The organism is Rhizobiales bacterium NRL2, assembly GCA_001664005.1.
Lineage (GTDB): Bacteria > Pseudomonadota > Alphaproteobacteria > Minwuiales > Minwuiaceae > Minwuia.
On record CP016093.1, the window covers coordinates 1,543,795 to 1,567,115 of the forward strand.

Below are 23,321 nucleotides of genomic sequence, written 5' to 3' on the forward strand. Positions count from 1 at the left end.
CTATCGCGGCCGATCGGACCATTTTGAACCCATGCCGAACCCGGAACGCCCCAACAGTCCAGAGAGCCTGCCGGAACGCATTCCGGTCTTCCCGCTGGCCGGGGCGATCCTGCTGCCGGGCGGGCGGCTGCCGCTGAACATCTTCGAGCCGCGCTACCTCGCCATGACCCGCGACGCCATGTCGGGCGCGCGCATGATCGGGATGATCCAGCCCAAGGACGACGAGCGCGGCGACGGCCGCACGCCCGACATCTATTCCGTCGGCTGTCTGGGCCGGGTCGTGGAGTTCTCGGAAACCGGCGACGGCCGCTACCTCATCGCGCTGGCCGGCGTCTGCCGCTTCCGGGTGACCGAGGAGCTGGAGTGCGACACCGCCTACCGCCAGGTGCTGGCCGGCTATGAGGACTTCAAGGACGACTTCGCCGACGGCGACGGTCCGCAGGGGGTCGACCGCGAGCAGCTTCACGAGGCGCTGAAGGGATTTCTCGACCTGCGCGGGCTGAAGGCGGACTGGGACGCCGCCCGGCGCGCCTCCGACACGGTGCTGGTGAACTCGCTGTCGATGATGCTGCCCTTCGGGCCGCCGGAAAAGCAGGCGCTGCTGGAGGCCGGTTCGGTGGCGGCCCGCGCCGAGGTGATGACGGCGCTGATGCGCATGGCCCTGATCGAGGGTGATGACGGCGGCTCGGCGGTGCAGTAGCCTGCCGGCATCTATTCCCGGGCCGGGGCCCGCACACGAAATCGTCCAATGCGAATACCGAAGCTCCTGACCACGCTGCGCACCTATTCGTGGCGGCTGTTCCGCGCGGACCTGTTCGCCGGTCTGACGGTGGCCATGGTCGCCATCCCGCTCAGCATCGCCATCGCCATCGCTTCCGGCGCGACGCCGGCGGCCGGGCTGACCACGGCGATCGTGGCCGGGTTCGCGATTTCGCTGCTCGGCGGCAGCCGCGTCCAGATCGGCGGACCCACCGGCGCCTTCATCGTCGTCGTCTATGGCGTGATCGCCGAGCATGGCTTCGACGGTCTCGTCCTGGCGACCGCCATGGCGGGACTGATTCTGGTGATCGCGGGCATCTTCCGGGCGGGAAGGCTTGTGGCGTTCATCCCCGAGGCCGTGATCAACGGTTTCACGATCGGCATCGCGATCATCATCGCCACCAGTCAGATCAACGATTTCCTGGGGCTCGGGATCAAGGACCTGCCGGCGGATTTCATCGAGAAGGCCCCGGTCATCTGGCATCACGTGGGAGAGACCAGCGTTCACGCCGTCGTCCTGGCGGTGGCCACGATGGCCGGAATCATTCTGTTTCGCCGCCTGGCGCCCCGGTTTCCCGGACTGATCGTTGCGGTCGGACTCGGATCCTGCGCGGTCGCTCTGGCCGGTCTGCCGGTCGATACGGTCGTCTCCCGCTACGGCGAACTGCCCGCCGGGCTGCCCTGGCCCGCGCTGCCCGAAATATCAGCCGCCCGGATTGTCGAACTGTTTCCCTCGGCGGTCGTGATCGCCTTTCTGGCCGCCATCGAATCCCTGCTGTCGGCGATGGTGGCCGACCGGATGATCGACGGCCAGTATCGGCCGAACGCCGAGATCATCGCCCAGGGCGTGGCGAATCTCGGCAGCGCGGCGTTCGCGGGCCTTCCCGCGACGGGCGCGATCGCGCGGACGGCGACCAATGTCCGGGCCGGGGGGCGGACGCCGGTGGCCGGCATCGTCCATGCGGCGGCGATCCTGGCGGCGGTGCTTCTGATCGCCGACATCGCCGGGTATCTGGCGATGCCCTGTCTCGCCGCGCTGCTGGTTCTCACGGCGTGGAACATGAGCGAACCGCACCGCTGGCGCGGATACGCCGCCGCGCCGGTTTCGGACCGTGTGTTGCTTCTGATGACGATGACGCTCACGGTCCTGGTCGACCTGACGGTCGCGATCGGCGTCGGCGTTGCCGTCGGGCTTGCTATTCGGCTCAGGCGGCGCGACATACCGGAGGCGAAGTGGACGCCGCCACGGCGTTAGAAGCGGGGGCGAAGGACCATAGGTATGATGCAGGAAATCGACCGCAAGCTGCTGGAGATCCTCGTTTGTCCCCTGACCAGGGGTACGCTGGAGTACGACCGGGAGGCGCAGGAACTGATCAGCCGTCAGGCGGGGCTCGCCTATCCCATCCGGGACGGCATACCGATCATGCTGGTCGACGAGGCCCGCAAGCTGGACGAGGACGCCCCGGCCCGATGAGCCTCGACGTCTATGAGGAGGCGGGCCGGCCGCAGCCGACCGAAATCCGCCTGAACAGCGCCGAGCGCACGCTCGAGGTGGATTTCGAGAACGGGCGCAGCTTCGCCTTCACCCATGAGTTCCTGCGGGTCGAGAGCCCGTCGGCCGAGGTCAAGGGCCACGGCCCCTCCCAGCGTCAGTACGTGCCCGGCAAGATCGGCGTCGCCATCACGGAGATCGAACCCGTGGGCAACTACGCGGTGCGGCTGAAATTCGACGACGGCCACAATACCGGCATCTATTCCTGGAGCTATCTCTACGAGTGCGGCGACCGCTACGAGGAGATCTGGGACGCCTATTGCGAGGAACTCGACCGGCGGGGGCTGAGCCGGGAGGCGTAGGCGGAAGCGCCGCTCCCTGGCGCAGGCGCGGCAGCGCCGGGCCGAAGCCAGCCGCCTACAGCACTTCCGTCTCGACCTCCCGGCCGCGCTCGACCAGCGTCCAGCCATCGGCTGTCCGGCGGATGATCGTCACCGAGCAGTTGTCGGGACGGAAATGGGTGACCCGATCCTCGCCGGTCAGGTGGCCGACGATGGTGTTGATGGCGACGAAGTGGCTGGAGACGACCGTGTCTTCCTCGATTTCCTCGATCGCCGCGATCAGGTCGCGCCGCCATTCGGCAAGGTCGGCCGCGGATGGGTCGGACCACGTGCCTTCCATGAACCCGGTGAGCCATTCCCGCCGCGCCTTCAGGTCTTCGGTCGGCGAGGGTACTTCCGAAACGCGCGGTTCCACCCGCGCCGGCGATCCCCAGACGTTCTCCAGCGCGGTCGCGGTCTCACGCGTGCGGCGCATCGGGCTGGTGATCAGGGGCATCGGCCCCTTCGGCCCCAGCAGATCGGCCATGGCCAGCGCCTGACGGGAGCCAATCCTGTCCAGCGGCGGATCGTGATCCTCGTCGAAGGCGGCGGCGGCCTTGCCATGGCGAACGAGATAGACCGTGGCCATGCTCTCCTCCCTGATGGATGGTCGGTTCGGGCTATTCGGCGGCGGGGACGGGCGGCACGGCCGGCTGGTCGCCGCCTTCCCGGTCCTCGCGCTCCTGGCGGTTGAGCATCCGTTCGACATGGCCGACCGGCTTCGTGAAGCGCGCCAGCAGCAGGTAGAACTGGGGCACGATGAACAGCGACAGGATGGTCGAGAAACCGATGCCGCCGATGATCACGATGCCGAGCGTGGCGCGGGTCTCGGAGCCGGCCCCCGTCGCCAGCGCCAGCGGCAGGGCGCCGAGCCCGGTCGAGATGGTGGTCATCAGGATCGGCCGCAGCCGGATGGCGGAGGCTTCGATGACCGCCTCGCGGATCTCCTCGCCCTCGTCGCGGAGCTGGTTGGCGAACTCCACGATCAGGATCGCGTTTTTCGCCGTCAGGCCGATCAGCATGATCAGACCGATCTGGCTGTAGACGTTGATCGAGATGCCCGTGGCGAGCATCGTCGCCAGCGCGCCCGTCACCGCCAGCGGCACCGCCGTCAGGATCACGAACGGGTGGATGAAGCTCTCGAACTGCGCCGCCAGCGCCAGGAACACGATCACCAGCGCCAGCGCGAAAGTGAGGTAGAGAGCGCTGGAAGACGATTTGAACTCGTCGGACTCGCCCGCATAGGTCACGCGCGCCTCGGGCGGCAGCTCTTCCGCCGCCACGCGGTCCAGGAAGGCCAGCGCCTCGCCCAGGGTGTAGCCGGGCGCCAGCGAGGCGGTGATGGTTACCGAGCGCAGCCGGTCGGTGCGTTCCAGTTCCCGCGCCGTTACCCCTTCGGAGAGCGTCACCAGGCTTTCCAGGGGGATCAGCTGGCTGCCGCCTTCACCTGAGCGGACATAGATGTTGCGCAGGTCGCGCGGGCTGGAGCGGTCGGATTTCTGCGCCCGGAGGATCACGTCGTACTGCTTGCCGCCCTGCTGGAAGGTGGTGACCCGCCGTTCGCCCAGCATGGTCTCCAAGGTGCGGCCGATGTTGTCGATACGGACGCCCAGATCGGCGGCGCGGTCGCGGTCGATGTCGACGCGCAGCTCCGGCAGGGTCTGGTCGTAGCTCATGTCGGGATTGAGGATGCCCGGGTTCTCACGCGCCTTGTCGAGGATCAGCGTGGCCCACCGTTCCAGCACGTCGTAGTCGGGCCCGCCGATGACGAACTGCACCGGCGTCTGCGAGAACCGCTGGCCCAGCGGCGGTCGGCCGAAGGCGAAGGCCTTCACGCCCGGAACCGCCAGGACCTGCGGGAACAGCCGCCCGATCACCTCCTGCTGGCTGACCTCGCGCTCCTCCCAGGGCACCAGCCTGAGGATACCGAAGCCGACATTGACGTCGCCCGGCCGCCCGCCAAAGCCCGGCGCCAGGATGACCAGCACGCGCGAGCCGATGCCCTCTTCTATCAGCGGCATCAGCTTGTCTTCGACCTCGGCGACGTAGCGGCTGGTGAACTCCAGGCTGGCGCCCTCCGGAGCTGTGGCGCTGACGAAGATGATGCCGCGGTCCTCCTGCGGCGCGAGCTCCTGCGGCAGGGCGAGATAGAACAGATAGGCCATGGCCGAGACCACGCCAGCCAGGGCGATGACCACAATCGGCAGTTTCAGCGCCGAGGTCAGCACCGACTTGTAGCCGTTCGACAGTCCCTTGAAGCCCTTCTCGGTTACCCGGCCGAACCAGCCCGACTGGGAGCTCGGGCGCAGCAGCTTCGAACACAGCATCGGGGTCAGGGTCAGCGCGATGAAGCTGGAGAACATCACCGCCACGGCGACGGCGATGCCGAATTCCCGGAACAGCCGTCCGACATTGCCCTCCAGGAAGGAGATCGGCACGAAGACGGCGATCAGGACGATGGTCGTGGCGATGACGGCGAAGGCGATCTGGCGCGCCCCGCGCAGCGCCGCAAGCAGGGGCTGTTCGCCGTCCTCGATACGGCGGTGGATGTTCTCCAGCACCACGATGGCATCGTCCACGACCAGGCCGATGGCCAGCACCAGCGCCAGCAGGGTCAGCACGTTGACCGAGTAGTCCAGGGCCGACAGGACGATGAAGGCGGCGAGGATCGAGACCGGGATGGCGAGGACGGGGATGATGGTGGCGGTGATCGAACGCAGGAAGACGAAGATCACCAGCACGACCAGACCGAGGGCGATCACCAGGGCGCGATAGACCTCCTCGATCGATTCCTCGATGAAGACGGACTCGTCGTAGGACAGGTCGAGCGTCATGCCCTCGGGCAGGCCGGGCGTGATTTTCGCCAGTTCTTCCCGGACGCCGCGCGCCACTTCCAGGGTGTTGGCCTTGGACTGGCGGATCACGCCGACGCCGACGGTCGTCTGGCCGTTGGAGCGGAACTCGGTGCGCTCGTCCTCCGGGCCCAGCGCCACGTCGGCCACTTCCATCAAGCGGATGACGTAGCCATCCCGCTCGGCAAGGACGATGTTGCGGAATTGCTCCACTGTCTCCAGCGAGGTCTCGGTGCGCACCGAGAGCTCCCGGGTGACCGATTCGATCCGGCCCGAGGGCAGATCGATATTCTGTTCGCGCAGCGCCGCCTCGACGTCGGTGACCGTCAGCCCGCGGGCCGCCAGCTCGTTCTTCTTCAGCCAGATGCGCATGGCGAAGCGCTTGCCGCCGCCGGTGCGGACGCGGCTGACGCCGTCGACCACAGAAAAGCGGTCGATGAGCTGGCGCTCGGCGTAGTCGGTCAGCTCCATGGCGTTCATGCGGTCGCTGGAGAGCACCATCCACATCATCGCCCGGGCGTCTGATTCGCTCTTGGCCACGGTGGGCTGCTCGGCGTCGACCGGCAGGCGGTTGAGGGCGCGGCTGACGCGGTCCCGCACGTCGTTGGCCGCTGCGTCGATGTCGCGGCTGAGGTTGAACTCGACCGAGATCGACGACGATCCCTCGCGGCTGGTCGAGGCGATGCGCTTGACCCCGCCGATGCCGGCCAGCTCGTCCTCGAGCACCTGGGTGATCTGGCTCTCGACGATGTTGGCGCTGGCGCCGCGCCAGATCGTGTTCACCGAGACGATGGGCGGGTCGATGTCCGGGTATTCGCGAACCGACATCTTCTCATAGGAGAACGCACCGAAGATCATCAGCACCAGGCTGATGACGATGGCGAAGACGGGACGCTTGATGGCGGTGTCGGAGAGGACCATCGTCCTAGCCTTTCACGGAGGCGGTCAGCGGATTGCGCACGGTGACGGGCGCGCCGGGCCGGACCTTCTGCACTCCGGCGGTGATGACGGTCTCGCCCGGCTCCACGCCGTCCAGAACCTCGACGAGGCCCGGCCGGCGGCGGCCCAGCTCGACCGGGCGGCGCTCGGCCTTGCCATCCACGACGGTGAAGACGAAGGCGCCGCCGTCGACCACCAGGACGGATTCCTCCGGCACCATCAGCGCATCCTCGGTGCGTCCGTAGACCAGTTCCACGGTCAGGAACATGCCCGGCCGCAACAGGCTGTCGGCGTTGTCGATTTCGGCGCGGACGGTGACGGCGCGTGTCGCGGGATCGATGCGGGTGTCGATGGTCGAGACGACCCCCTCCACCGGCGTGTCGGGATAGGCCGAGGAGCGTGCGTGCACCACCTGGCCGGGATGCAGCGCCGCCAGCACCGTCTCCGGCACGTCGAAGTCCAGCTTGATGACCGATATGTCGTCCAGGGTGACGATGGGCTCGCCGGGCTGCACCAGGGCGCCGACGCTGGCCTGCTTCAGGCCCAGCCGCCCGGAGAATGGCGCGCGCAGGGTGAACTTGCCGATGCGGGCCTCGATGGCGCGGACCTCGGCCTCGGCGGCGGCCAGCCCCTGGGCCAGCTCCTCGGTGCGGGCTTCGGTGATCAGGCCCTTGCGTCGCGTCGCCTCGCCGCGCTCGTAGATCTGCCGGGCCAGGTTGAGCTGCGCTTTCGCACGCTCGAGCTCGGCCCGGATCTCCGCCGTGCCGAACTGCACCAGAAGGTCGCCACGGCTGATCTGCTGGCCTTCGGAAACATTGAGCTCGGCGATGCGGCCGGCGATCTCGCTGGTGATGGTGACCGACTGGTTCGACCGCGTGGTGCCGACCACGCGGACGGTGTCCACGAGCAACTGCGGCGTGACCATCACGGCGTCGACCGGAACGGCGCCGGCGGCCCGCCGCTGACCTTCGGCCGGCGGCGCGAAATAGGCGCCGACGAGCGGCAGGTCCGCGCGGTTCGTCCACGCGAAATAGCCGCCGGCCGCGAGGGCCGCGACGATCAGAAGCTGGATGAGGATGCGCACGCTTGAAGACTCTCCCTTGCCGCGCCAACTGGCGGCGATAAGCTCGGGCCACTGGCCGGGCAGGACAGTACATAATGTCGCCCCCGCGGCAAACTGACTTGTATGGCGGTCCGGGACGCGCGCCCGGCCGGGAGGAAGGAATCGGATTGGCCACGCTGTTCGTCACCCACATGGACTGTCTGATGCACGACACCGGACCGTCCCATCCCGAAAGGCCGGACCGGCTGCGCGCTGTCACCCATGCCCTCAACGAGACCGATTTTCCCGACCTCGTCCGCCGCGAGGCGCCGCTGGCAAGCGACGCTCAGATCGCGCTGGCCCATCCGGCCGACCACGTCGCCGCCGTCTTCGACGCCGTCCCCGGGCAGGGGCGCCGCCATCTCGACGGCGACACCGTGGTCTCGCCGGGCTCGGCGGAGGCCGCCCGGCGCGCCGCCGGCGCGGTGATAGCCGCCATCGACGCGGTCTTCGCCGGTGAGGCCGCCAACGCCTTCTGCGCCGTGCGCCCGCCGGGACATCACGCCGAGCGGCGCACGCCCATGGGATTCTGCCTGTTCAACAACGTCGCCGTCGGCGCCCAGCACGCCCGCATGGCGCACGATATCCGCCGCGTCGCGGTGATCGACTTCGATGTCCATCACGGCAACGGCACCCAGGACCTGTTTCAGGACGATCCGGAGCTGTTCTATGGCTCGACCCACCAGTGGCCGCTCTATCCCGGCACCGGGGCCAGGGAGGAGCGCGGCGTCTCCGGCAATATCGTCAATGCCTGCCTGCCGCCCGCGGCCGGTTCGGCGGAGTTCCGCGCCGCCATGACCGGCGAGGTGCTGCCCCGGCTGAAGGCCTTTCAGCCCGAACTTCTGATCGTTTCCGCCGGCTTCGACGCCCACGAACGCGATCCGCTGGCCAATCTGAACCTGACCGACGACGACTATGCCTGGATCACGGCGGAGTTGATGGCGGTCGCCGACGAATGCTGCGCCGGCAGGGTGGTATCGGTGCTCGAAGGCGGTTATGACCTCGAAGCGCTGCAGACGGCATCCGCGGCGCATGTCCGCGAACTGGAGCGAAAGAAGGGCTGAATGACCGAGATCCCAGACGACATCCGGCAGATGAACTTCGAGACGGCCCTGCAGGAGCTGGAGAAGATCGTCGGCCGGCTGGAATCGGGGGATGTCGACCTGGAGGACTCGATCGACATGTACGCGCGGGGCGTGCACCTGAAGGCGCATTGCGAGGCGAAGCTGAAGGCCGCCGAGGCGCGGGTGGAGAAGCTCGTGATCGGAACCGACGGCCAGCCCGCCGGCTCGGAACCCTTCGAGACCGAGTGAACGGCATGAACGCGGCGTTGGCAGAGGCGCTTCAGGCGAGCGCGGCGGCGGTTGAAGCCGAACTCGACAGGCTCGCCCCGGTTCCCGACGCGCTGGAAGCGCGGGTCTGGGAAGCCATGCGCTATTCGCTGTTCGCCGGGGGCAAGCGGCTGCGGCCGTTCCTGGTCATGGCGACGGGCGACCTTTTCTTCGTGCCGCACGATTCCTCGGTCCGCGCGGCCGCCGCGATCGAGATGATCCACACCTATTCGCTGATCCATGACGACCTGCCCTGCATGGACGACGACGACCTGCGCCGCGGCAAGCCGACCAATCACCGGCAGTTCGACGAGGCGACGGCGGTGCTGGCGGGCGATGCGCTGCAGCCGCTGGCGTTCCGCACTCTGCTGGACCCGGCCACCGATCCCAGCGCCGACATCCGCCTCGATCTGGCTCAGGGGCTGGCGCGCGCAGCCGGCGCCGAGGGCATGGTCGGCGGACAGATGATCGACCTGCAGGCGGAGACGACATCCTACGATCTCGACCAGATCACCAGGCTGCAGAACATGAAGACCGGCGCGCTGATCGCCTGGTCGTGCGAGGCCGGCGCCATACTCGGCCGCGCCACGGCGCGGGAGCGCGAGGCGCTCAAGGTCTATGGCCTCGACCTCGGTCTGGCCTTCCAGATCGCCGACGATCTGCTCGACGCGGCCGGCTCGGCAGAGGAAATGGGCAAGGCCGTCGGCAAGGACGCCGAGGCCGGCAAGGAAACCTTCATCACGCTGATGGGCCCGGAAGGTGCGCGAAAAAGGGCGGAGGAACTGGTTGAACACGCCGTCGCGCGCCTTGATTTGTTTGGTGAAAGGGCCTTTCTATTGAGGGAAGTGGCGCGGTATGTGATCGACCGGCGGTCGTGACCGTCAAGCGCCCGGCCCGCACGGCAGTAGTAAAGGGGTAAGCGGCAGTGGCCGAAACTTCGAAAACACCATTGCTCGACACAGTCAGCAGCCCCGCGGAACTCAGGGGACTGGCGCCGGAGAAGCTCCGCCAGCTGGCGGATGAACTGCGGGCGGAGACGATCGACGCGGTCTCCCAGACAGGCGGGCATCTCGGCGCGGGGCTGGGCGTCGTCGAACTGACGACGGTGCTGCACTACGTCTTCAACACGCCCGACGACAAGCTGATCTTCGACGTCGGCCACCAGTGCTATCCGCACAAGATCCTGACCGAGCGCCGCGATCGTATCCGCACCTTGCGCCAGGGCGGCGGCCTGTCGGGCTTCACCAAGCGCGCGGAAAGCGTCTACGACCCCTTCGGCGCGGCTCATTCCTCGACCTCGATCTCTGCGGGTCTGGGCTTCGATGTCGCCCACCGCATGCAGGGCCAGCCCAACCGCGTGGTCGCCGTCATCGGCGACGGCGCCATGTCGGCCGGCATGGCCTACGAGGCGATGAACAACGCCGGCAGCATGAAAAGCCGGATGATCGTCATCCTCAACGACAACGAGATGTCGATCGCCCCGCCGGTCGGCGGCATGAGCGCCTATCTCTCGCGTCTGATCTCCGGCAAGCCCTATCTGTCGATCCGCGAGGTGGGCAAGAAGCTGGCCGAACGCTTCCCGCGCCAGCTCTCCAAGATGGCCCAGCGCGCCGAGGAGTTCGCCCGCGGCATGCTCACCGGCGGCACCATGTTCGAGGAACTGGGATTCTACTATGTCGGCCCGGTGGACGGTCACAATATCGACCACCTGCTGCCGGTGCTGGAGAATGTCCGCGACGCCGACAGCGGCCCGATCCTGGTCCATGTCGTCACCGAGAAGGGCAAGGGCTATCCGCCCGCGGAGCAGTCGGCGGACAAGTATCACGGCGTCGCCAAGTTCGATGTCGTCACCGGCGCCCAGCAGAAGGGCAAGCCCAACGCGCCGGCCTACACCAAGGTCTTCGCCAACGCGCTGGTCAAGGAAGCGGCGAAGGACGAGCGGATCGTCGCCGTCACCGCGGCCATGCCCTCGGGCACCGGTCTCGACGTCTTCGGCAAGGCCTTCCCGGACCGCACCTTCGACGTCGGCATTGCCGAGCAGCACGGGGTGACCTTCTGCGCCGGCATGGCGGCCGGTGGCCTGAAGCCCTTCGCGGCGATCTATTCGACCTTCCTGCAGCGCGGCTACGATCAGGTTGTCCACGACGTCGCCATCCAGCGGCTGCCGGTGCGCTTCGCCATCGACCGGGCCGGGCTGGTCGGCGCCGACGGTCCCACCCATGCGGGTGCATTCGACGTCACCTATCTGGCGACGCTGCCGGGTTTCGTGGTCATGGCGAGCGCCGACGAGTCGGAACTGGTTCACATGGTCGCCACCGCGGCGGCGATTGACGACCGGCCGTCGGCCTTCCGCTATCCGCGCGGCGAGGGCGTGGGCCTGGAAATGCCGGAGGAAGGCACGCCCCTGGAGATCGGCAAGGGCCGGATCGTGCGCGAGGGCAATGCCGTCGCCATCCTGTCCTTCGGCGGGCGGCTGCAGGAATGCATGAAGGCGGCCGAGGATCTGGCCGCGCGGGGGCTGAGCGCCACCGTGGCCGATGCCCGCTTCGCCAAGCCGCTCGATACCGACCTGATTACCCGGCTCGCACGGGAGCATCCGTTGCTCGTGACCATCGAGGAAGGCGCGGTCGGCGGCTTCGCCAGCCATGTCCTGCACTTCCTGGCGGAGAACGACCTGACCGACGGGCTGAAGGTGCGGCCCATGTGCCTGCCCGACATCTTCATCGATCAGGACAAGCCGGAGAAGATGTACGATGTCGCCGGCCTCAACGCGCAGCATATCGTGGCCACGGTGCTGAGCGCGCTCGACATCGACGCGCGCGACGGGACGGTCAAACCGGCGCGGGCGTGATCTGGACGCCAGATATGGGGTTCGTGCGTCACGAATCGGCAACATGACGGGTCTATAGCGGCGTCACCACAGGATCGGGGGCCGATAGATCGATGACTTCGTCGGATACGGTGCGCTGCCGAACGATCTTCATCTCGGATGTCCATCTGGGCGCGCGCGGCTGCCAGGCGGAACGCCTGCTCTCCTTCATCAAGGCGTTCGAGGCGGACACGATCTACCTTGTCGGCGATATCGTCGACTGCTGGGCGCTGAAACGCGGCTGGTTCTGGCCGCAGAGCCACAACGACGTGGTCCAGAAACTGCTCCGCCAGGCCCGCAAGGGCGTCCGGGTCATCTACATTCCCGGCAATCATGACGAGGCCTTCCGCGACTATTGCGGCACCCATTTCGGCGGCGTCGAAGTGAAGATGGACGACATCCACACCGCGGCCGACGGCAAGCGCTATCTGGTCACCCATGGCGACGCCTTCGACGGCGTCGTGCGCTACGCGAAGTGGCTCGCGGTGCTGGGAGACTGGTCCTACAACATGCTGATCCGGGTCAACACAGTGCTGGCCCGGGTGCGGCAGCGGCTGGGGCTGCAGTACTGGTCGCTGTCGGCCTATCTGAAGTTCAGGGTCAAGAACGCCGTGCAGTTCATCGACAATTACGAGACCACGGTCGCCGACGAGGCGCGCCGGCGCAATGTGGACGGCGTCATCTGCGGCCATATCCACCATGCCGAGATCCGGCAGATCGACGGCATCACCTACGTCAATGACGGCGACTGGGTGGAAAGCTGCACCGCGGTGATCGAGCGCCAGGACGGCAGTCTCGAGATCGTCCGCTGGTCGGACGCCCTGGCCGAAGCCTTCGCCGAGAAGCGGGCCGCCGGCGAACGCTCCCGCATCAGGGCCGCGTGAGGATAGCGCTCGTTACCGACGCCTGGCATCCGCAGGTCAATGGCGTCGTCCGGACCTGGAGCCGCGTGATCGAGGAGTGCGAACCGCTGGGGCACGAGTTTCTCGTCATCGCCCCGCGCGACTTCCGCACCGTGCCCCTGCCGACCTATCCGGAAATCCGTCTCGCCGTCGCGCCCGGCGCGGGGCTTCGGCGGCGGCTCGCCGAATTCCGGCCCCAGGCGGTCCATATTGCCACCGAAGGGCCGCTGGGCCTGGCGGCGCGGCGGTTCTGTCTCCGGCGCGGCTGGCCGTTCACCACCAGCTATCACACGAAGTTTCCCGAATACCTGGCCGCGCGGCTGCCCGTGCCGCTGCGATGGGGCTATGGCGCCATGCGCTGGTTCCACCGACGGTCGGCCGGCGTTCTGGTGGCGACGCGGTCGATCCGCCGCGAACTGGAAGCGCAGGGCTTCGCCAACATCGTCGACTGGAGCCGGGGCGTCGATACGGCGCTGTTCCGCCCCGACGGGCCGAGGGCATGGGAGGGCGGGGAGCCGCTGTTCCTCTATGTCGGCCGGGTGGCGGTGGAGAAGAACATCGCGGCTTTCCTGGCCCTCGACCTGCCGGGGAAGAAGGCCGTCGTCGGCGACGGCCCGCAGCTCGCCGAACTGAAGCAGAATCACCCCGACGCGATCTTCCCGGGCGCGAAGTTCGGCGAGGAACTGGCCGCCTGGTACCGCAGCGCCAGCGTCTTCGTCTTTCCCAGCCGCACCGACACCTTCGGCCTCGTGCTGCTTGAGGCGCTGGCCTCCGGCGTGGCCGTCGCGGCCTATCCGGTGCCGGGGCCGCTGGACGTGATCGGGGCCGACGGACCGGGTGTACTGGACGAGGATCTGGGGCAGGCTGCCCTTGCGGCGCTGAAAGTCGACGCCGCCCGTTGTCGGGGGCACGCCATGCGGTTCTCGTGGGCGGCCTGCGCACGGCTGTTCCTCGACAATCTGGCGCCGATCCCGACAAAGGGGTAGGAAAGGGAAAAGAACACGCGGCAAGGGAGACCCCGTCCATGACCCCCGACCTGAAGGAAATGCGGATCGATCTCGCCTGCGCGCTCCGCTGGGCGGCGCGCCTCGGCCTGCACGAAGGCGTCTGCAACCACTTCTCGCTGGCCGTGCCCGACGCCGATGGCGCGATGCGCGGCAACCGCTTCCTGATCAACCCCTATGGCTGGCACTGGTCGGAGATCACGGCGTCGTCGCTGGTCATGGTGGACGCGAACGGCAACGTGATCGAGGGCGACAACGAGGTGGAGGACACCGCCTTCACCATTCACCGGGGCATCCATGTCGCCGCCCCGCACGCGGTCTGCGTCATGCACACGCACATGCCGCACACCACCGCGCTCACCCTGCTTCGGGACGGCGAACTCAAGATGTGCGAGCAGAACGCGCTCAACTTCCACGACCGCATCGCCTATGACGAGGACTACAACGGTCTGTCGCTCGACATCGCGGAAGGCGACCGGATCGCCTCGAAGCTGGGCAACCGCTCGGTGCTGATGATGGCGAGCCACGGCGTCACCGTGACGGGCCCGAACGTCCGCGAATGCTTCAACGATCTCTACTATCTGGAGCGCGCGGCGACCTTCCAGGTGCTGGCGCGGTCCACGGGCGGCGAATTGCGGACGCTCTCCGACGACGTCGTCGCTCATACCGCGCGCCAGATGGCGGAGGAGCGGCCCAAGCTGGCCGAGCGGCACTTCTCGGCGCTCCGGCGCATCCTGGAGCGGGAAGAGCCGGAGTTTCTGAACTGACCGGTATGCCGGTTGCGCAGGGCAAGACAACTCTCCCCCCTCGATGGGGGGAGACGGCCGCGAAGCGGCCAGAGGGGGGTGTGCATGCCGCTGGCGGTGCACTCCCACCCCGACCCTCCCCCATCAAGGGGGAGGGAGCGAAGTCAGGCGGCACAAGCCTCATGCCATGGTCGTGATGGATCGCCCGCGGCGGCTGCCCGACGGGCGGCTGACGGCGCATCTGCTTTCCGACCGCGCCGGCCCGGCGGGCTACCGGGAACTCATGCCTGTGGCGCTCTCGCTCGGCTGCCATCCACGCGCGCTGCAGGCGCCGGGCACCTACAAGGAGCATTTCGATCTGATGGGAGAGAAGCGGATCGGGGCGGCGCTGGCGCATCCCGATATCGCCACGGTGACCTGGCGCCGGATCGCCGACATCCTGAAGGCGAAGCGCGCTCAGCGGTCCTGATCGCGCTGCTTCCGCGAGTTCGACCCGAAGCCTCGGCCCTCGCCGATCGACGTCTTGCCGTACCGGGCGCGGATCCGGTCGAGCGCGCCCTCGATCTGGCGGCGTTTCGCCCGGTCCTGGTCGAGCAGGTCGGGCGGATCGGCGTCGCGCTCCCCGTCGAGACCGCTCATCCCGACGCCGATGAGCCGGAACCTGCGCCGCCCGTCCGCCTCCCGGCGCAGCAGCGGCTCTGCGGCGTGGTAGATGGTCCCGGCGAGCTGGGTCAGGTGGTCGAGCGTGTGGCTGCGCGTGTGGATGCGGAAATCGGCGGTGCGGAGTTTCAGCGTCACCGTCCGCCCTGCGATCCGCTTCTCCTTCAGCGTCGCCGAGACGTCCTCCGACAGCCGCCAGAGGATTCGCGCCAGTTCGTCGAAACCGGCGATATCGTCATTGAATGTGGTCTCGGTGGAGACGCTCTTGCGTTCCCCGTCCGGGTTCACGGCGCGCGTGTCGCGGCCGTCGGCGAAGGCGCGGAGCCGCTTGCCGATGACGCCGTAGCGGCGCATCAGCTCGGTCTCGTCATGGCGGCGCAGGTCGGCGAAGGTGCGGATGCCGTCGGCCGCCAGCCGGCCCGCGAAGGCCCTGCCGACGCCATAGATGTCGGAGACCGGACGCGGCGCCAGGAACTCGACCGCTTCCGCCCGGCCGATGACCGCGAAGCCGCGCGGCTTGTCGAGGTCGGAGGCCAGCTTGGCGAGAAACTTGTTGTAGGAGAGGCCGACCGAGATGGTGACGCCGATCTCCGTCTCGATGCGTTGCGCCAGGCGGGCCAGGGTGGCGGCCGGACTGGCGTGGTGGACGCGCGCCGTGCCGGTCAGGTCGAGAAAGGCCTCGTCGATGGACAGCGGTTCCACCAGCGGCGTCAGGTCCAGCATCAGGGCCCGGATCTGCCGGCTGACGGCGGCGTATTTCTTCATGTCCGGTTTCCGGACCACCGCATCGGGACAGACCTTCAGCGCCTTGAACATGGGCATGGCCGAGCGAACGCCGTAGATGCGGGCGAGGTAGCAGGCGGTCGAGACGACGCCGCGCCGGCCGCCGCCGATGATCAGCGGCTTGTCGCGCAGGCTCGGATCGTCGCGCTTCTCCACCGAGGCGTAGAAGGCGTCGCAGTCGATATGGGCGATCGAGAGGTCGAGCAGTTCCGCGTGGCCGAGCGTGCGCGGCGACCCGCAGGCGGCGCACAGGTCTCCGGCGATGTCGGTCGAGAAGCAGTCGCGGCAGAGCGCGTTCACGATTCCGGCCAGAGCCATGCCGCGCCACGCACGCCGCTGGCGTCGCCGAACACGGGCTGGCGGATGACGGTTGAGACGTAGTCGGAGAAGACGTGATCGTTCAGCCGGTCGGCGACGGGCTGATAGAGCGCCACGCGGTTCGAAAGGCCGCCGCCCAGGACGATCATGTCGGGATCGATGATATTGATGACGTGCGCCAGGGCCCGCGCCAGGCGGTCGATGTAGTCCGCCCAGATCCCGCTGTCCTCGATCTCGGACGCCGCAACGCGCCGCCCGGTCCTTTCCAGGTGGAGGCGTTCGACGGCCGGGCCGGACAGGAAGGATTCGATGCAGCCATGCTTTCCGCACCAGCAGGCCGGGCCGGGGCGCTCGTCGTCGCGCGGCCAGGGCAGGGGATTGTGGCCCCATTCTCCGGCGATGGCGTTGGGGCCGGTCAGCGCCTTGCGGTCGATCACCAGCCCGGCGCCGACTCCGGTGCCGAGAATGACGCCGAAGACCACTGGCGCACCGGCGGCCGCGCCGTCGATGGCTTCGGAGAGCGCGAAACAGTTGGCGTCGTTGGCCATGCGCACGGGCCGGCGCAGCGCCGCCTCCAGGTCCCGCGCCAGCGGCTGGCCGTTGAGCCAGGTGGAATTGCAGTTCTTCATCAGACCCGTGGCGGGAGAGACGGCGCCGGGCGTGCCGACGCCGACGCGGCCCTGCCGTCCGGTCCGCGCTTCGATCTCGGCTACCAAAGCCACAATGGCGTCGATCGTGGCGTGGTAGTCGTCGCGGGGGGCGGCCACGCGTTGGCGGTACATCTCGCGGCCCCGGTCGTCGATCGCCAGGGCCTCGATCTTGGTGCCGCCGAGATCGATGCCGATGCGCATGGCGCTCAGTCCTCGAAGAGGTGGCGCTCGATGATGCGCCGCGCCTCGGGCCAGGTATCCGCCCGGTGGTGGCTGTCCTCGGCGCGGGGGATCAGCCGCGCCAGCCGCGGGTCGGCGACGAAATGCAGCCGTTGCACCTCCGGCGCGTGTTCGCGGACGGAGCTGTGATTGTGCGGAATGTCGTCGATGAAGATCGCGGGCGCTGCCGCCAGCTCGTGCAGATGCCGCACGGCCGGACCCTTCAGCCCCTCGTTGGCGATCAGCGGATAGTCCATGCCGTGACGCCGCAGTGCCCGCTCGCGGGCCTCGCGCTGGGGCAGCGGCAGGTTGGAAAGCACGATGATCTGCGCCCGCTCCGACAGTTCCGCCAGCGTCTCGGCGGCGTGATCGACCGGATCGAGTTCCTCGGTGTGGCGTTCGAAGAACGTGCCCAGATGGGCCCGTACCGCCTCCCGCTCCAGCGCCTCGCCGTCGGACGTCCGGACATTGCCGGAGATGGCGAAGGAGGAGAAGTCGAAGGTCAGCCCCTCGCCGATCAGGTAGGTCTCGAGGCCGGCCATGAAGGCGAACAGCACCTCGTCCGCGTCGGTGACGATCAGCGGCTGGCCCGGTCGGATCTCCAGTCGTGCAATCTGTTCCTGTACCTGGTCGGCGATCACGGGCGGCGCTTTCTCTGTCTGCGGTCAGTCGAGGCTGTCATACACGCACTTCTCGTAGTCCTGGTAGAGGCGGATCACGCCAGCCTCGACGAACGGGAACATCTGCGTGGCGAAGATTCCCCCGACCCCGCGCGCCGGGTCGATCCAGAAATGACTGTTGGCGAGTCCGGCCCAGGCGAGGCTGCCTGCCGAGCGGCCCGTGGGCGCCGGATCCTCGTTGATCATGAAACTCAGGCCCCAGCTCTTCTCGATGCCGGGAAAGATGTCGACATCGCAGGTCAGTTCGGGCGCCTGGCTCTTCAGTGGGTGCACGCGAAGGCCGCCCATCTGGTTGACCGACATCCGGCGCACCGTCTCTGGCTTCAGGACCTGTTCGCCGCCCGCGCAGCCCTCGTTCAGGATCATCCGGATGAAGCGGACATAATCGTTCATGGTCGAGTAGATGCCGCCGCCGCCGCCTTCCAGTTCGGGCGCGCTCTCGGGCGGGTTGCGATCGACGAAGCCGATGCCGTCTGCGGTCTTCCTGTGCATGCGCGCCAGGCGGCCGCGGCGGCCGGTCGGAACATGAAAGGCGGTGTCCGCCATCCCGAGCGGCTCGAAGAGGTTGGCGGCCATGAAGGCGCCCAGACTCATGCCGCTCGCTTCCTCGACCATGACGCCGGCCCAGTCGATCCCGATGCCGTACTGCCAGTCCGTCCCGGGATCGAAGACCAGCGGCATGCGCAGCGAATCGAGCCTGTCGGAGCCGTCGCGTTCGCGCATTTCGTTGAAGCGCTTCAGGCCAGCGTTCCAGAAGGTGTAGCCGAAGCCGGAACTGTGGGTGAGCAGGTGGCGCAGCGTGATCTCCCGCGCGGGCGGCCGCAGGCGCGGGGCGCCGTCAGCCCCGAAGCCCTCCAGCACCTGCGCCTCGCCAAGCCAGGGCGCGAGTACGCTGGCCGGCGCGTCGAGGTCCAGTTCGCCGCGTTCGACCAGTTGCATCGCCGCGGCCGCCGCCATGGGCTTGGTCATGGACGCGATCCACATCACCGTGTCGGCGGTCATGGGCTCGCCGGAACCCAGCGCCCGTTCGCCGAACTCGCCGGTGTAGAAACTGTTCCGGGCGTCGGTCGCCATCGCCACCACGCCGGGCACGACACCGTCCGCCACCCCTTCCGCCAGCAGGCGATCCGCGTCCCGCTGCAACGCCATGGGCTGTCTCCCCGAAATTCCGCTCAGTAGTCTTCCGTCGCCGCGCCAGGCAGCGCCTGCCGCGCCTTCGCCGGCGTTTCGGGCGAATGGCCGCACGCATCGCAGAACGCCAGCAGCAGCGATTCGTCGGAAAGCACGAAATCCAGCACGCCGGCCTGCGTCTCCGGTTCGCCGGCGGCGCGGCGAAGCTGGTCGGGGCTGACGCCGGCGAACTGGATGAATCGGAGCAGCGCGGCCTCTTCCGCCGCGATGTAGGCCAGCGCTTCAAGCGCCACGACACTAGCCTGATCCTGTTTCACCGCCGCTCCGCCGGTTATTAACGGTTGCTTTACAGCCTGAGCCACATCATTCCGCCCGACGACGGATATCACCAGATACACGTCCGATGGCCGGTCCGTCGACGGTTCCCATCGGCGTGCGCCAGCGCTAGTGTGATCAGCATAGTGGCAGAAGGCCACCAGGGGTAGAGATGACCAAAACCGTCCTCATCGTCGAAGACAACGATCTCAACATGAAACTGTTCCACGATCTGCTCGATGCCCACGGGTATGCGACGGTTCGGACCAAGGACGGCATGGAGGCGTTGAAACTGGCTCGGGAGCATCATCCCGATCTGATTCTCATGGACATCCAGCTTCCCGAGGTTTCGGGGCTGGAAGTGACCAAGTGGATCAAGGAGGATGACGACCTGCAGAGCATCCCGGTCATTGCCGTGACCGCCTTTGCGATGAAGGGCGACGAGGAGAAGATCCGCGAAGGCGGGTGCGAAGCCTATATCTCGAAGCCGATTTCGGTTGGTACCTTCATCGACACCGTCAAGCAGTTCCTCGGATAGGAGGGAAGGCGGATGTCCGCCCGCGTACTGGTCGTCGACGACGTCGCGCCAAATATCCGCATTCTCGAGGCGAAGCTTTCGAGCGAGTACTACAACGTCCTGACCGCGATGAACGGTCCGGAAGCGCTGGAATCGGCCGAGCGTGACAATCCGGACATCATCCTTCTCGATGTCATGATGCCGGAGATGGACGGCTTCGAGGTCTGCCGCCGGCTCAAGGCGAATCCCGACGTCTCCCACATTCCTGTGGTGATGGTCACCGCGCTCTCCGACGTCTCCGACCGGGTGCAGGGCCTGGAGGCCGGGGCCGACGACTTCCTGACCAAGCCCGTCAACGACCTGGCGCTGTTCTCGCGCGTGCGCTCGCTGGTGCGGCTGAAGATGACCATGGACGAACTGAAGCTGCGCCGTCAGACCGGCGAACGCTTCGGCCAGCGCCAGACCGAGGCGGAGATGGAGGTCGATGGCGCGCAGGTTCTGGTCATCGACGACAACGCTTCCGACGCCCGCCTGATCGGCCGCCACATGGGCGAGCGCTTCCACATGACCTACGAGGCCGACCCGGACAAGGCGATGGCCCTGGCGAACTCCAATCCGCCCGAGCTGATCATCCTGTCGCTGGACCATCGCGGCGCCGATCCGCTCAGGCTGACCGCTGGCATCCGCAATCAGCCGAATTCGCGCCAGACTCCGATCCTGCTGGTGGGCGAGGAGAGCGACGTGCAGCGCGTCGCCAAGGCGCTGGAACTGGGCGTCAACGACTACATCCTGCGCCCCATCGACGCCAACGAGTTGCTGGCCCGCGCCAAGACCCAGATCCGCCGCAAGCGCTACCAGGACATGCTGCGCCAGAACGTCGAGGATTCCATCGCCCTGGCGATGACCGATCCGCTGACCGGGCTGCACAACCGGCGCTATTTCGACCAGCACCTCGACACGGCCCTGGAGCGGCAGCGTTCCGCCGCCAAGCCGTTCTCGCTGATCATGCTGGACATCGACCACTTCAAGCACATCAACGACACCCACGGCCATCCGGCCGGCGACCGCATTCTGGAGGAGTTCGCCCGGCGGCTGGAGCGCGATATCCGCGGCTTCGACCTGGCGGCGCGCTATGGCGGCGAGGAATTCGTGGTCATGCTGCCCGACGCCGACGCGCCCCTGGCGGAAAAGGTCGCCGAACGCCTGCGCGGTAATGTCGAGGCCGTGCCGTTCGAGACCGGCGAGGCGGTGGGCAAGGTCGAGATCACCTGTTCGATCGGCGTCACCACGGTCTGCGAGGGCGACGACCGGACCAGCGTGCTCAAACGCGCGGACGAATGTCTCTACAAGGCGAAGGCCGGCGGCCGCAACCGCGTCGTCGTCGCCGCGGCCTGACCGCGGCCGGCGCCACAAACGAAAAGGGCCGGCGCGGCGGCCAGCCCCTTTCCGAACCGTAGTTGCGGCCGGTGCGTCAGGCCGCCAGCAGCTTGTTCAGCCTGTTCTGCGCATCTTCGTGGCCGATCTTCTCGACCGCCGCCAGTTCCCGGATCAGCCGCTCCTTCGCCGCCTCGTAGATCTGGCGTTCGGAATAGGACTGATCGGGCTGATCCTCGTTGCGGTGGAGGTCTCGCACCACCTCGGCGATGGAGACCGGGTCGCCCGAGTTGATCTTGGCCTCGTACTCCTGAGCGCGGCGCGACCACATGGTGCGCTTCACCCGGGCGCGGCCCTTCAGGGTGTCGAGCGCCTGCTTCATGATCTTGTTCGACGCCAGCGGGCGCATGCCCGTCGCTTCGGCCTTGGTGATCGGGACGCGCAGCGTCATTTTCTCGTGCGGGAAGTCGATGACGAACAGCTTCAGCGAGAAGCCGGAGATCTCCTGCTCCTCGATGGCCGTTATCTTGCCCACGCCATGGGACGGATAGACGACATAGTCGTTGGCCGCGTACTCGCTGCGGGCCTTCTTCTTCTTCACAGCGGAATTCGCCTTCTTATCGCTCATCGTGATCTTCACCGTCCTTCGTGTCAGCCCGCCTGGCATGGCGGACGCTCGCCCATCGACGCAGACGACAACGCTCACGCGCGCCCGAACGGGAGCGCCGCCCTCCTCATCGCCGCCTGGCTATGTCCGGATTCCGGGATGACCGTCAAAAGAGGTCGGCGTTTGACACGAAAAGACGGGCCGCATTGCGCCACCCGTCAATCGTGTCGGAGACAGCCGGACCAGTAACAGGCCCTCGTCAACCAGACAGCGATATATATAGCACAAAGATGACGGTTTTCCTACCCGAATCTTCCGACGCGGGCAGGACGGCAGCGGCTCGGCGCGGGATGCGGCGTGGTCAGTTCCCCTTGCCGGGGGTCTCGCTGAAGTGCTTCTCGAACTTGTTCTCGACGTCCCGCCACTCGTCCGCGTCCGCCGGAGACTCGCCCTTGCGGGTGATGTTGGGCCATTTCTCGGAGAAATCCCGGTTGAGCTCCAGCCACTTGTCGGATTCCGGGTCGGTGTCGGGAATGATCGCTTCGATCGGGCATTCGGGCTCGCACACACCGCAATCGATGCACTCGTCCGGATGGATCACCAGCATGTTCTCGCCCTCGTAGAAACAATCCACCGGGCACACTTCGACACAGTCCTGGAACTTGCACATGATGCAGTTTTCCGTGACGACGTAGGGCATCAGCCGTATCTCCCCAACTTGAGCGAATTCACGCGGCGGATGCCGCTTGGCATGACTAGCCGAGCCGCGCCAGCACCCTCTGCCGCGCCTCGCCATTCTCGCGATCGGAAACATAAATGAGGCCTCCGACGCGGCGCAACAGATTGGCTTCATAGGCATGCAGATCGCCGTCCGCAAGCACGACTTCCCACAGCATTTCCATAATCTCGATCCGCTGCGGCGGCGGAAGCTGCTTGATGGCGCGCGTGAAGCGGGAAATCTCGACCGCGTCGCCATGCGCCTGCTCGGCGGCGTCCATCAGCGCGCCGACCTCCTCGTCGGAAAGGTCGAAATGGCGGGCCAGCGCGGCCTCGATCGCATGCCGCTCATCGGGTGAGAAATCCCCGTCCAGATGCGCGGCCTCGACCAGCAGGGCGGCGGCGCCGAGCTGGGTTTCGTCGGGGCCGTCCTCGGGACGGTCTTCCTCGGTCAGCCGGTTGAACCAGCCTGCAATGCGATTGAGCGCCACGGGCTGCGGGTCACATCACCGAGAAGGACGTACCGCAGCCGCAGCTGGCGGTGGCGTTCGGATTGCGCACCTGGAAGGAGGAGCCGATCATCTCCTCCACATAGTCGAATTCCGAGCCCTTGAGGTATTCGATCGAAACGGAATCGACCAGCACGGTCACGCCGTCCTTCTCGATCACCAGATCGTCCTCGGCCACGTCCTGGTCGAAACGGAAGTCGTACTGGAAGCCCGAACAGCCGCCGCCCAGCACCTGGACGCGCAGCTTGAGCGCCGGATTGCCCTCGGACTCGATCAACTGCGCCACCTTGGCGGCGGCGGCGTCGGTCACGGTGAAGGTCGCGTTCTGGTTCATCATGCCCGTCAACGGAATAGGGTTTCGTTGTTGCTTCCTGATGCGCCCGGATTTAGACCGCTGGCCGAGATTGTCAATCGGCCGGCAGGGCGCACGGGCGCCGCCGTTGGCCGCCCGCGCCCGAATTCTAT

General features: G+C 67.3%; 26 protein-coding genes. 14 read left to right on the top strand and 12 right to left on the bottom strand.

Annotated elements, in window-relative coordinates:
• Positions 1-31: 31 nt before the first annotated feature.
• The 4 genes from TEF_07145 to TEF_07160 are packed head-to-tail and all read left to right on the top strand — an operon-like array spanning position 32 to position 2,613.
• On the top strand, positions 32-700 hold the full coding sequence (locus TEF_07145; GenBank protein ANK80597.1) for a hypothetical protein: 669 nt from the start codon (positions 32-34) through the stop codon (positions 698-700).
• Positions 701-748: 48 nt separating this feature from the next.
• A complete protein-coding gene (locus tag TEF_07150; protein ANK80598.1) occupies positions 749-2,014 on the top strand; it encodes a sulfate permease in 1,266 nt (421 codons plus the stop codon).
• Between the two features lie 27 nt (positions 2,015-2,041).
• Positions 2,042-2,233, top strand: a complete 192-nt coding sequence (locus TEF_07155) for a hypothetical protein (GenBank protein ID ANK83332.1) — start codon at positions 2,042-2,044, stop codon at positions 2,231-2,233.
• Positions 2,230-2,613 carry a hypothetical protein gene (locus tag TEF_07160; protein ID ANK80599.1) on the top strand — a complete coding sequence of 128 codons (384 nt, stop codon included), beginning with the start codon at positions 2,230-2,232 and terminating at the stop codon, positions 2,611-2,613. Before TEF_07155 ends, TEF_07160 begins: the two co-directional genes overlap by 4 nt.
• 55 nt (positions 2,614-2,668) lie before the next feature.
• On the opposite strand, the gene TEF_07165 is transcribed toward TEF_07160, so the two are convergent.
• Genes TEF_07165 through TEF_07175 form a run of 3 tightly spaced genes read right to left on the bottom strand, consistent with a single transcriptional unit; the run spans position 2,669 to position 7,545 of the window.
• The gene (locus TEF_07165) at positions 2,669-3,220 is read right to left on the bottom strand and encodes a hypothetical protein (protein ID ANK80600.1); all 552 of its coding nucleotides are present in this window, start codon (positions 3,218-3,220) and stop codon (positions 2,669-2,671) included.
• 31 nt (positions 3,221-3,251) lie between these two features.
• A complete protein-coding gene (locus tag TEF_07170; GenBank protein ANK80601.1) occupies positions 3,252-6,404 on the bottom strand; it encodes a multidrug transporter AcrB in 3,153 nt (1,050 codons plus the stop codon).
• Positions 6,405-6,408: 4 nt separating this feature from the next.
• The gene (locus TEF_07175; GenBank protein ID ANK80602.1) at positions 6,409-7,545 is read right to left on the bottom strand and encodes a hypothetical protein; all 1,137 of its coding nucleotides are present in this window, start codon (positions 7,543-7,545) and stop codon (positions 6,409-6,411) included.
• A 107-nt stretch (positions 7,546-7,652) separates the two neighbouring features.
• Here TEF_07175 and TEF_07180 point away from each other — a divergent pair, with 107 nt between their 5' ends.
• From TEF_07180 to TEF_07215, 8 genes are all read left to right on the top strand, one after another.
• Positions 7,653-8,588, top strand: coding sequence for an acetoin utilization protein (locus tag TEF_07180; protein ID ANK80603.1), 936 nt, complete (start codon positions 7,653-7,655; stop codon positions 8,586-8,588).
• Positions 8,589-8,837, top strand: coding sequence for an exodeoxyribonuclease VII small subunit (locus TEF_07185; protein ID ANK80604.1), 249 nt, complete (start codon positions 8,589-8,591; stop codon positions 8,835-8,837).
• A gap of 5 nt (positions 8,838-8,842) precedes the next feature.
• Positions 8,843-9,733 carry a farnesyl-diphosphate synthase gene (locus TEF_07190; GenBank protein ID ANK80605.1) on the top strand — a complete coding sequence of 297 codons (891 nt, stop codon included), beginning with the start codon at positions 8,843-8,845 and terminating at the stop codon, positions 9,731-9,733.
• 47 nt (positions 9,734-9,780) lie between these two features.
• Positions 9,781-11,706: a 1-deoxy-D-xylulose-5-phosphate synthase gene (locus TEF_07195; GenBank protein ID ANK80606.1), complete on the top strand. Its 1,926-nt coding sequence runs from the start codon at positions 9,781-9,783 to the stop codon at positions 11,704-11,706.
• A gap of 92 nt (positions 11,707-11,798) precedes the next feature.
• Positions 11,799-12,608: a UDP-2,3-diacylglucosamine hydrolase gene (locus tag TEF_07200; GenBank protein ANK80607.1), complete on the top strand. Its 810-nt coding sequence runs from the start codon at positions 11,799-11,801 to the stop codon at positions 12,606-12,608.
• Entirely contained in the window at positions 12,605-13,612 is a 1,008-nt protein-coding gene (locus TEF_07205; GenBank protein ANK80608.1) for an alpha-mannosyltransferase, read from the top strand. The genes TEF_07200 and TEF_07205 overlap by 4 nt, the downstream gene beginning before the upstream one ends.
• 38 nt (positions 13,613-13,650) lie before the next feature.
• Positions 13,651-14,397: a hypothetical protein gene (locus tag TEF_07210; GenBank protein ANK80609.1), complete on the top strand. Its 747-nt coding sequence runs from the start codon at positions 13,651-13,653 to the stop codon at positions 14,395-14,397.
• 166 nt (positions 14,398-14,563) lie between these two features.
• Complete coding sequence (locus TEF_07215) at positions 14,564-14,845, top strand: hypothetical protein (protein ID ANK80610.1); 282 nt, start codon at positions 14,564-14,566, stop codon at positions 14,843-14,845.
• Here TEF_07215 and TEF_07220 read toward each other — a convergent pair.
• Genes TEF_07220 through TEF_07240 form a run of 5 tightly spaced genes read right to left on the bottom strand, consistent with a single transcriptional unit; the run spans position 14,833 to position 19,134 of the window.
• The gene (locus TEF_07220; GenBank protein ID ANK80611.1) at positions 14,833-16,137 is read right to left on the bottom strand and encodes a DNA polymerase IV; all 1,305 of its coding nucleotides are present in this window, start codon (positions 16,135-16,137) and stop codon (positions 14,833-14,835) included. The two genes, TEF_07215 and TEF_07220, sit on opposite strands and share 13 nt — an antisense overlap.
• Entirely contained in the window at positions 16,116-16,988 is an 873-nt protein-coding gene (locus tag TEF_07225) for a hypothetical protein (protein ID ANK80612.1), read from the bottom strand. Before TEF_07225 ends, TEF_07220 begins: the two co-directional genes overlap by 22 nt.
• Positions 16,989-16,993: 5 nt before the next feature.
• Positions 16,994-17,644, bottom strand: a complete 651-nt coding sequence (locus TEF_07230; protein ID ANK83333.1) for a hypothetical protein — start codon at positions 17,642-17,644, stop codon at positions 16,994-16,996.
• Between the two features lie 27 nt (positions 17,645-17,671).
• The gene (locus tag TEF_07235; GenBank protein ANK80613.1) at positions 17,672-18,835 is read right to left on the bottom strand and encodes a 1,4-butanediol diacrylate esterase; all 1,164 of its coding nucleotides are present in this window, start codon (positions 18,833-18,835) and stop codon (positions 17,672-17,674) included.
• A 23-nt stretch (positions 18,836-18,858) separates the two neighbouring features.
• Complete coding sequence (locus TEF_07240) at positions 18,859-19,134, bottom strand: hypothetical protein (GenBank protein ID ANK80614.1); 276 nt, start codon at positions 19,132-19,134, stop codon at positions 18,859-18,861.
• A 170-nt stretch (positions 19,135-19,304) separates the two neighbouring features.
• Between TEF_07240 and TEF_07245 the strand changes: the two genes are divergently transcribed.
• Positions 19,305-19,670, top strand: coding sequence for a two-component system response regulator (locus tag TEF_07245; GenBank protein ANK80615.1), 366 nt, complete (start codon positions 19,305-19,307; stop codon positions 19,668-19,670).
• 12 nt (positions 19,671-19,682) lie between these two features.
• Positions 19,683-21,044, top strand: coding sequence for a PleD family two-component system response regulator (locus tag TEF_07250; protein ANK80616.1), 1,362 nt, complete (start codon positions 19,683-19,685; stop codon positions 21,042-21,044).
• 76 nt (positions 21,045-21,120) lie between these two features.
• Here TEF_07250 and TEF_07255 read toward each other — a convergent pair whose 3' ends face one another.
• The 4 genes from TEF_07255 to TEF_07270 form a co-directional block, all read right to left on the bottom strand.
• On the bottom strand, positions 21,121-21,651 hold the full coding sequence (locus TEF_07255; protein ANK80617.1) for a CarD family transcriptional regulator: 531 nt from the start codon (positions 21,649-21,651) through the stop codon (positions 21,121-21,123).
• A gap of 340 nt (positions 21,652-21,991) precedes the next feature.
• Positions 21,992-22,330 (bottom strand): ferredoxin, encoded by a 339-nt coding sequence (locus tag TEF_07260; protein ANK80618.1) that lies wholly within the window; start codon positions 22,328-22,330, stop codon positions 21,992-21,994.
• A 55-nt stretch (positions 22,331-22,385) separates the two neighbouring features.
• Positions 22,386-22,838 (bottom strand): hypothetical protein, encoded by a 453-nt coding sequence (locus TEF_07265; protein ID ANK80619.1) that lies wholly within the window; start codon positions 22,836-22,838, stop codon positions 22,386-22,388.
• A gap of 10 nt (positions 22,839-22,848) precedes the next feature.
• Positions 22,849-23,190, bottom strand: a complete 342-nt coding sequence (locus TEF_07270; GenBank protein ID ANK83334.1) for an iron-sulfur cluster insertion protein ErpA — start codon at positions 23,188-23,190, stop codon at positions 22,849-22,851.
• Positions 23,191-23,321: the final 131 nt, after the last annotated feature.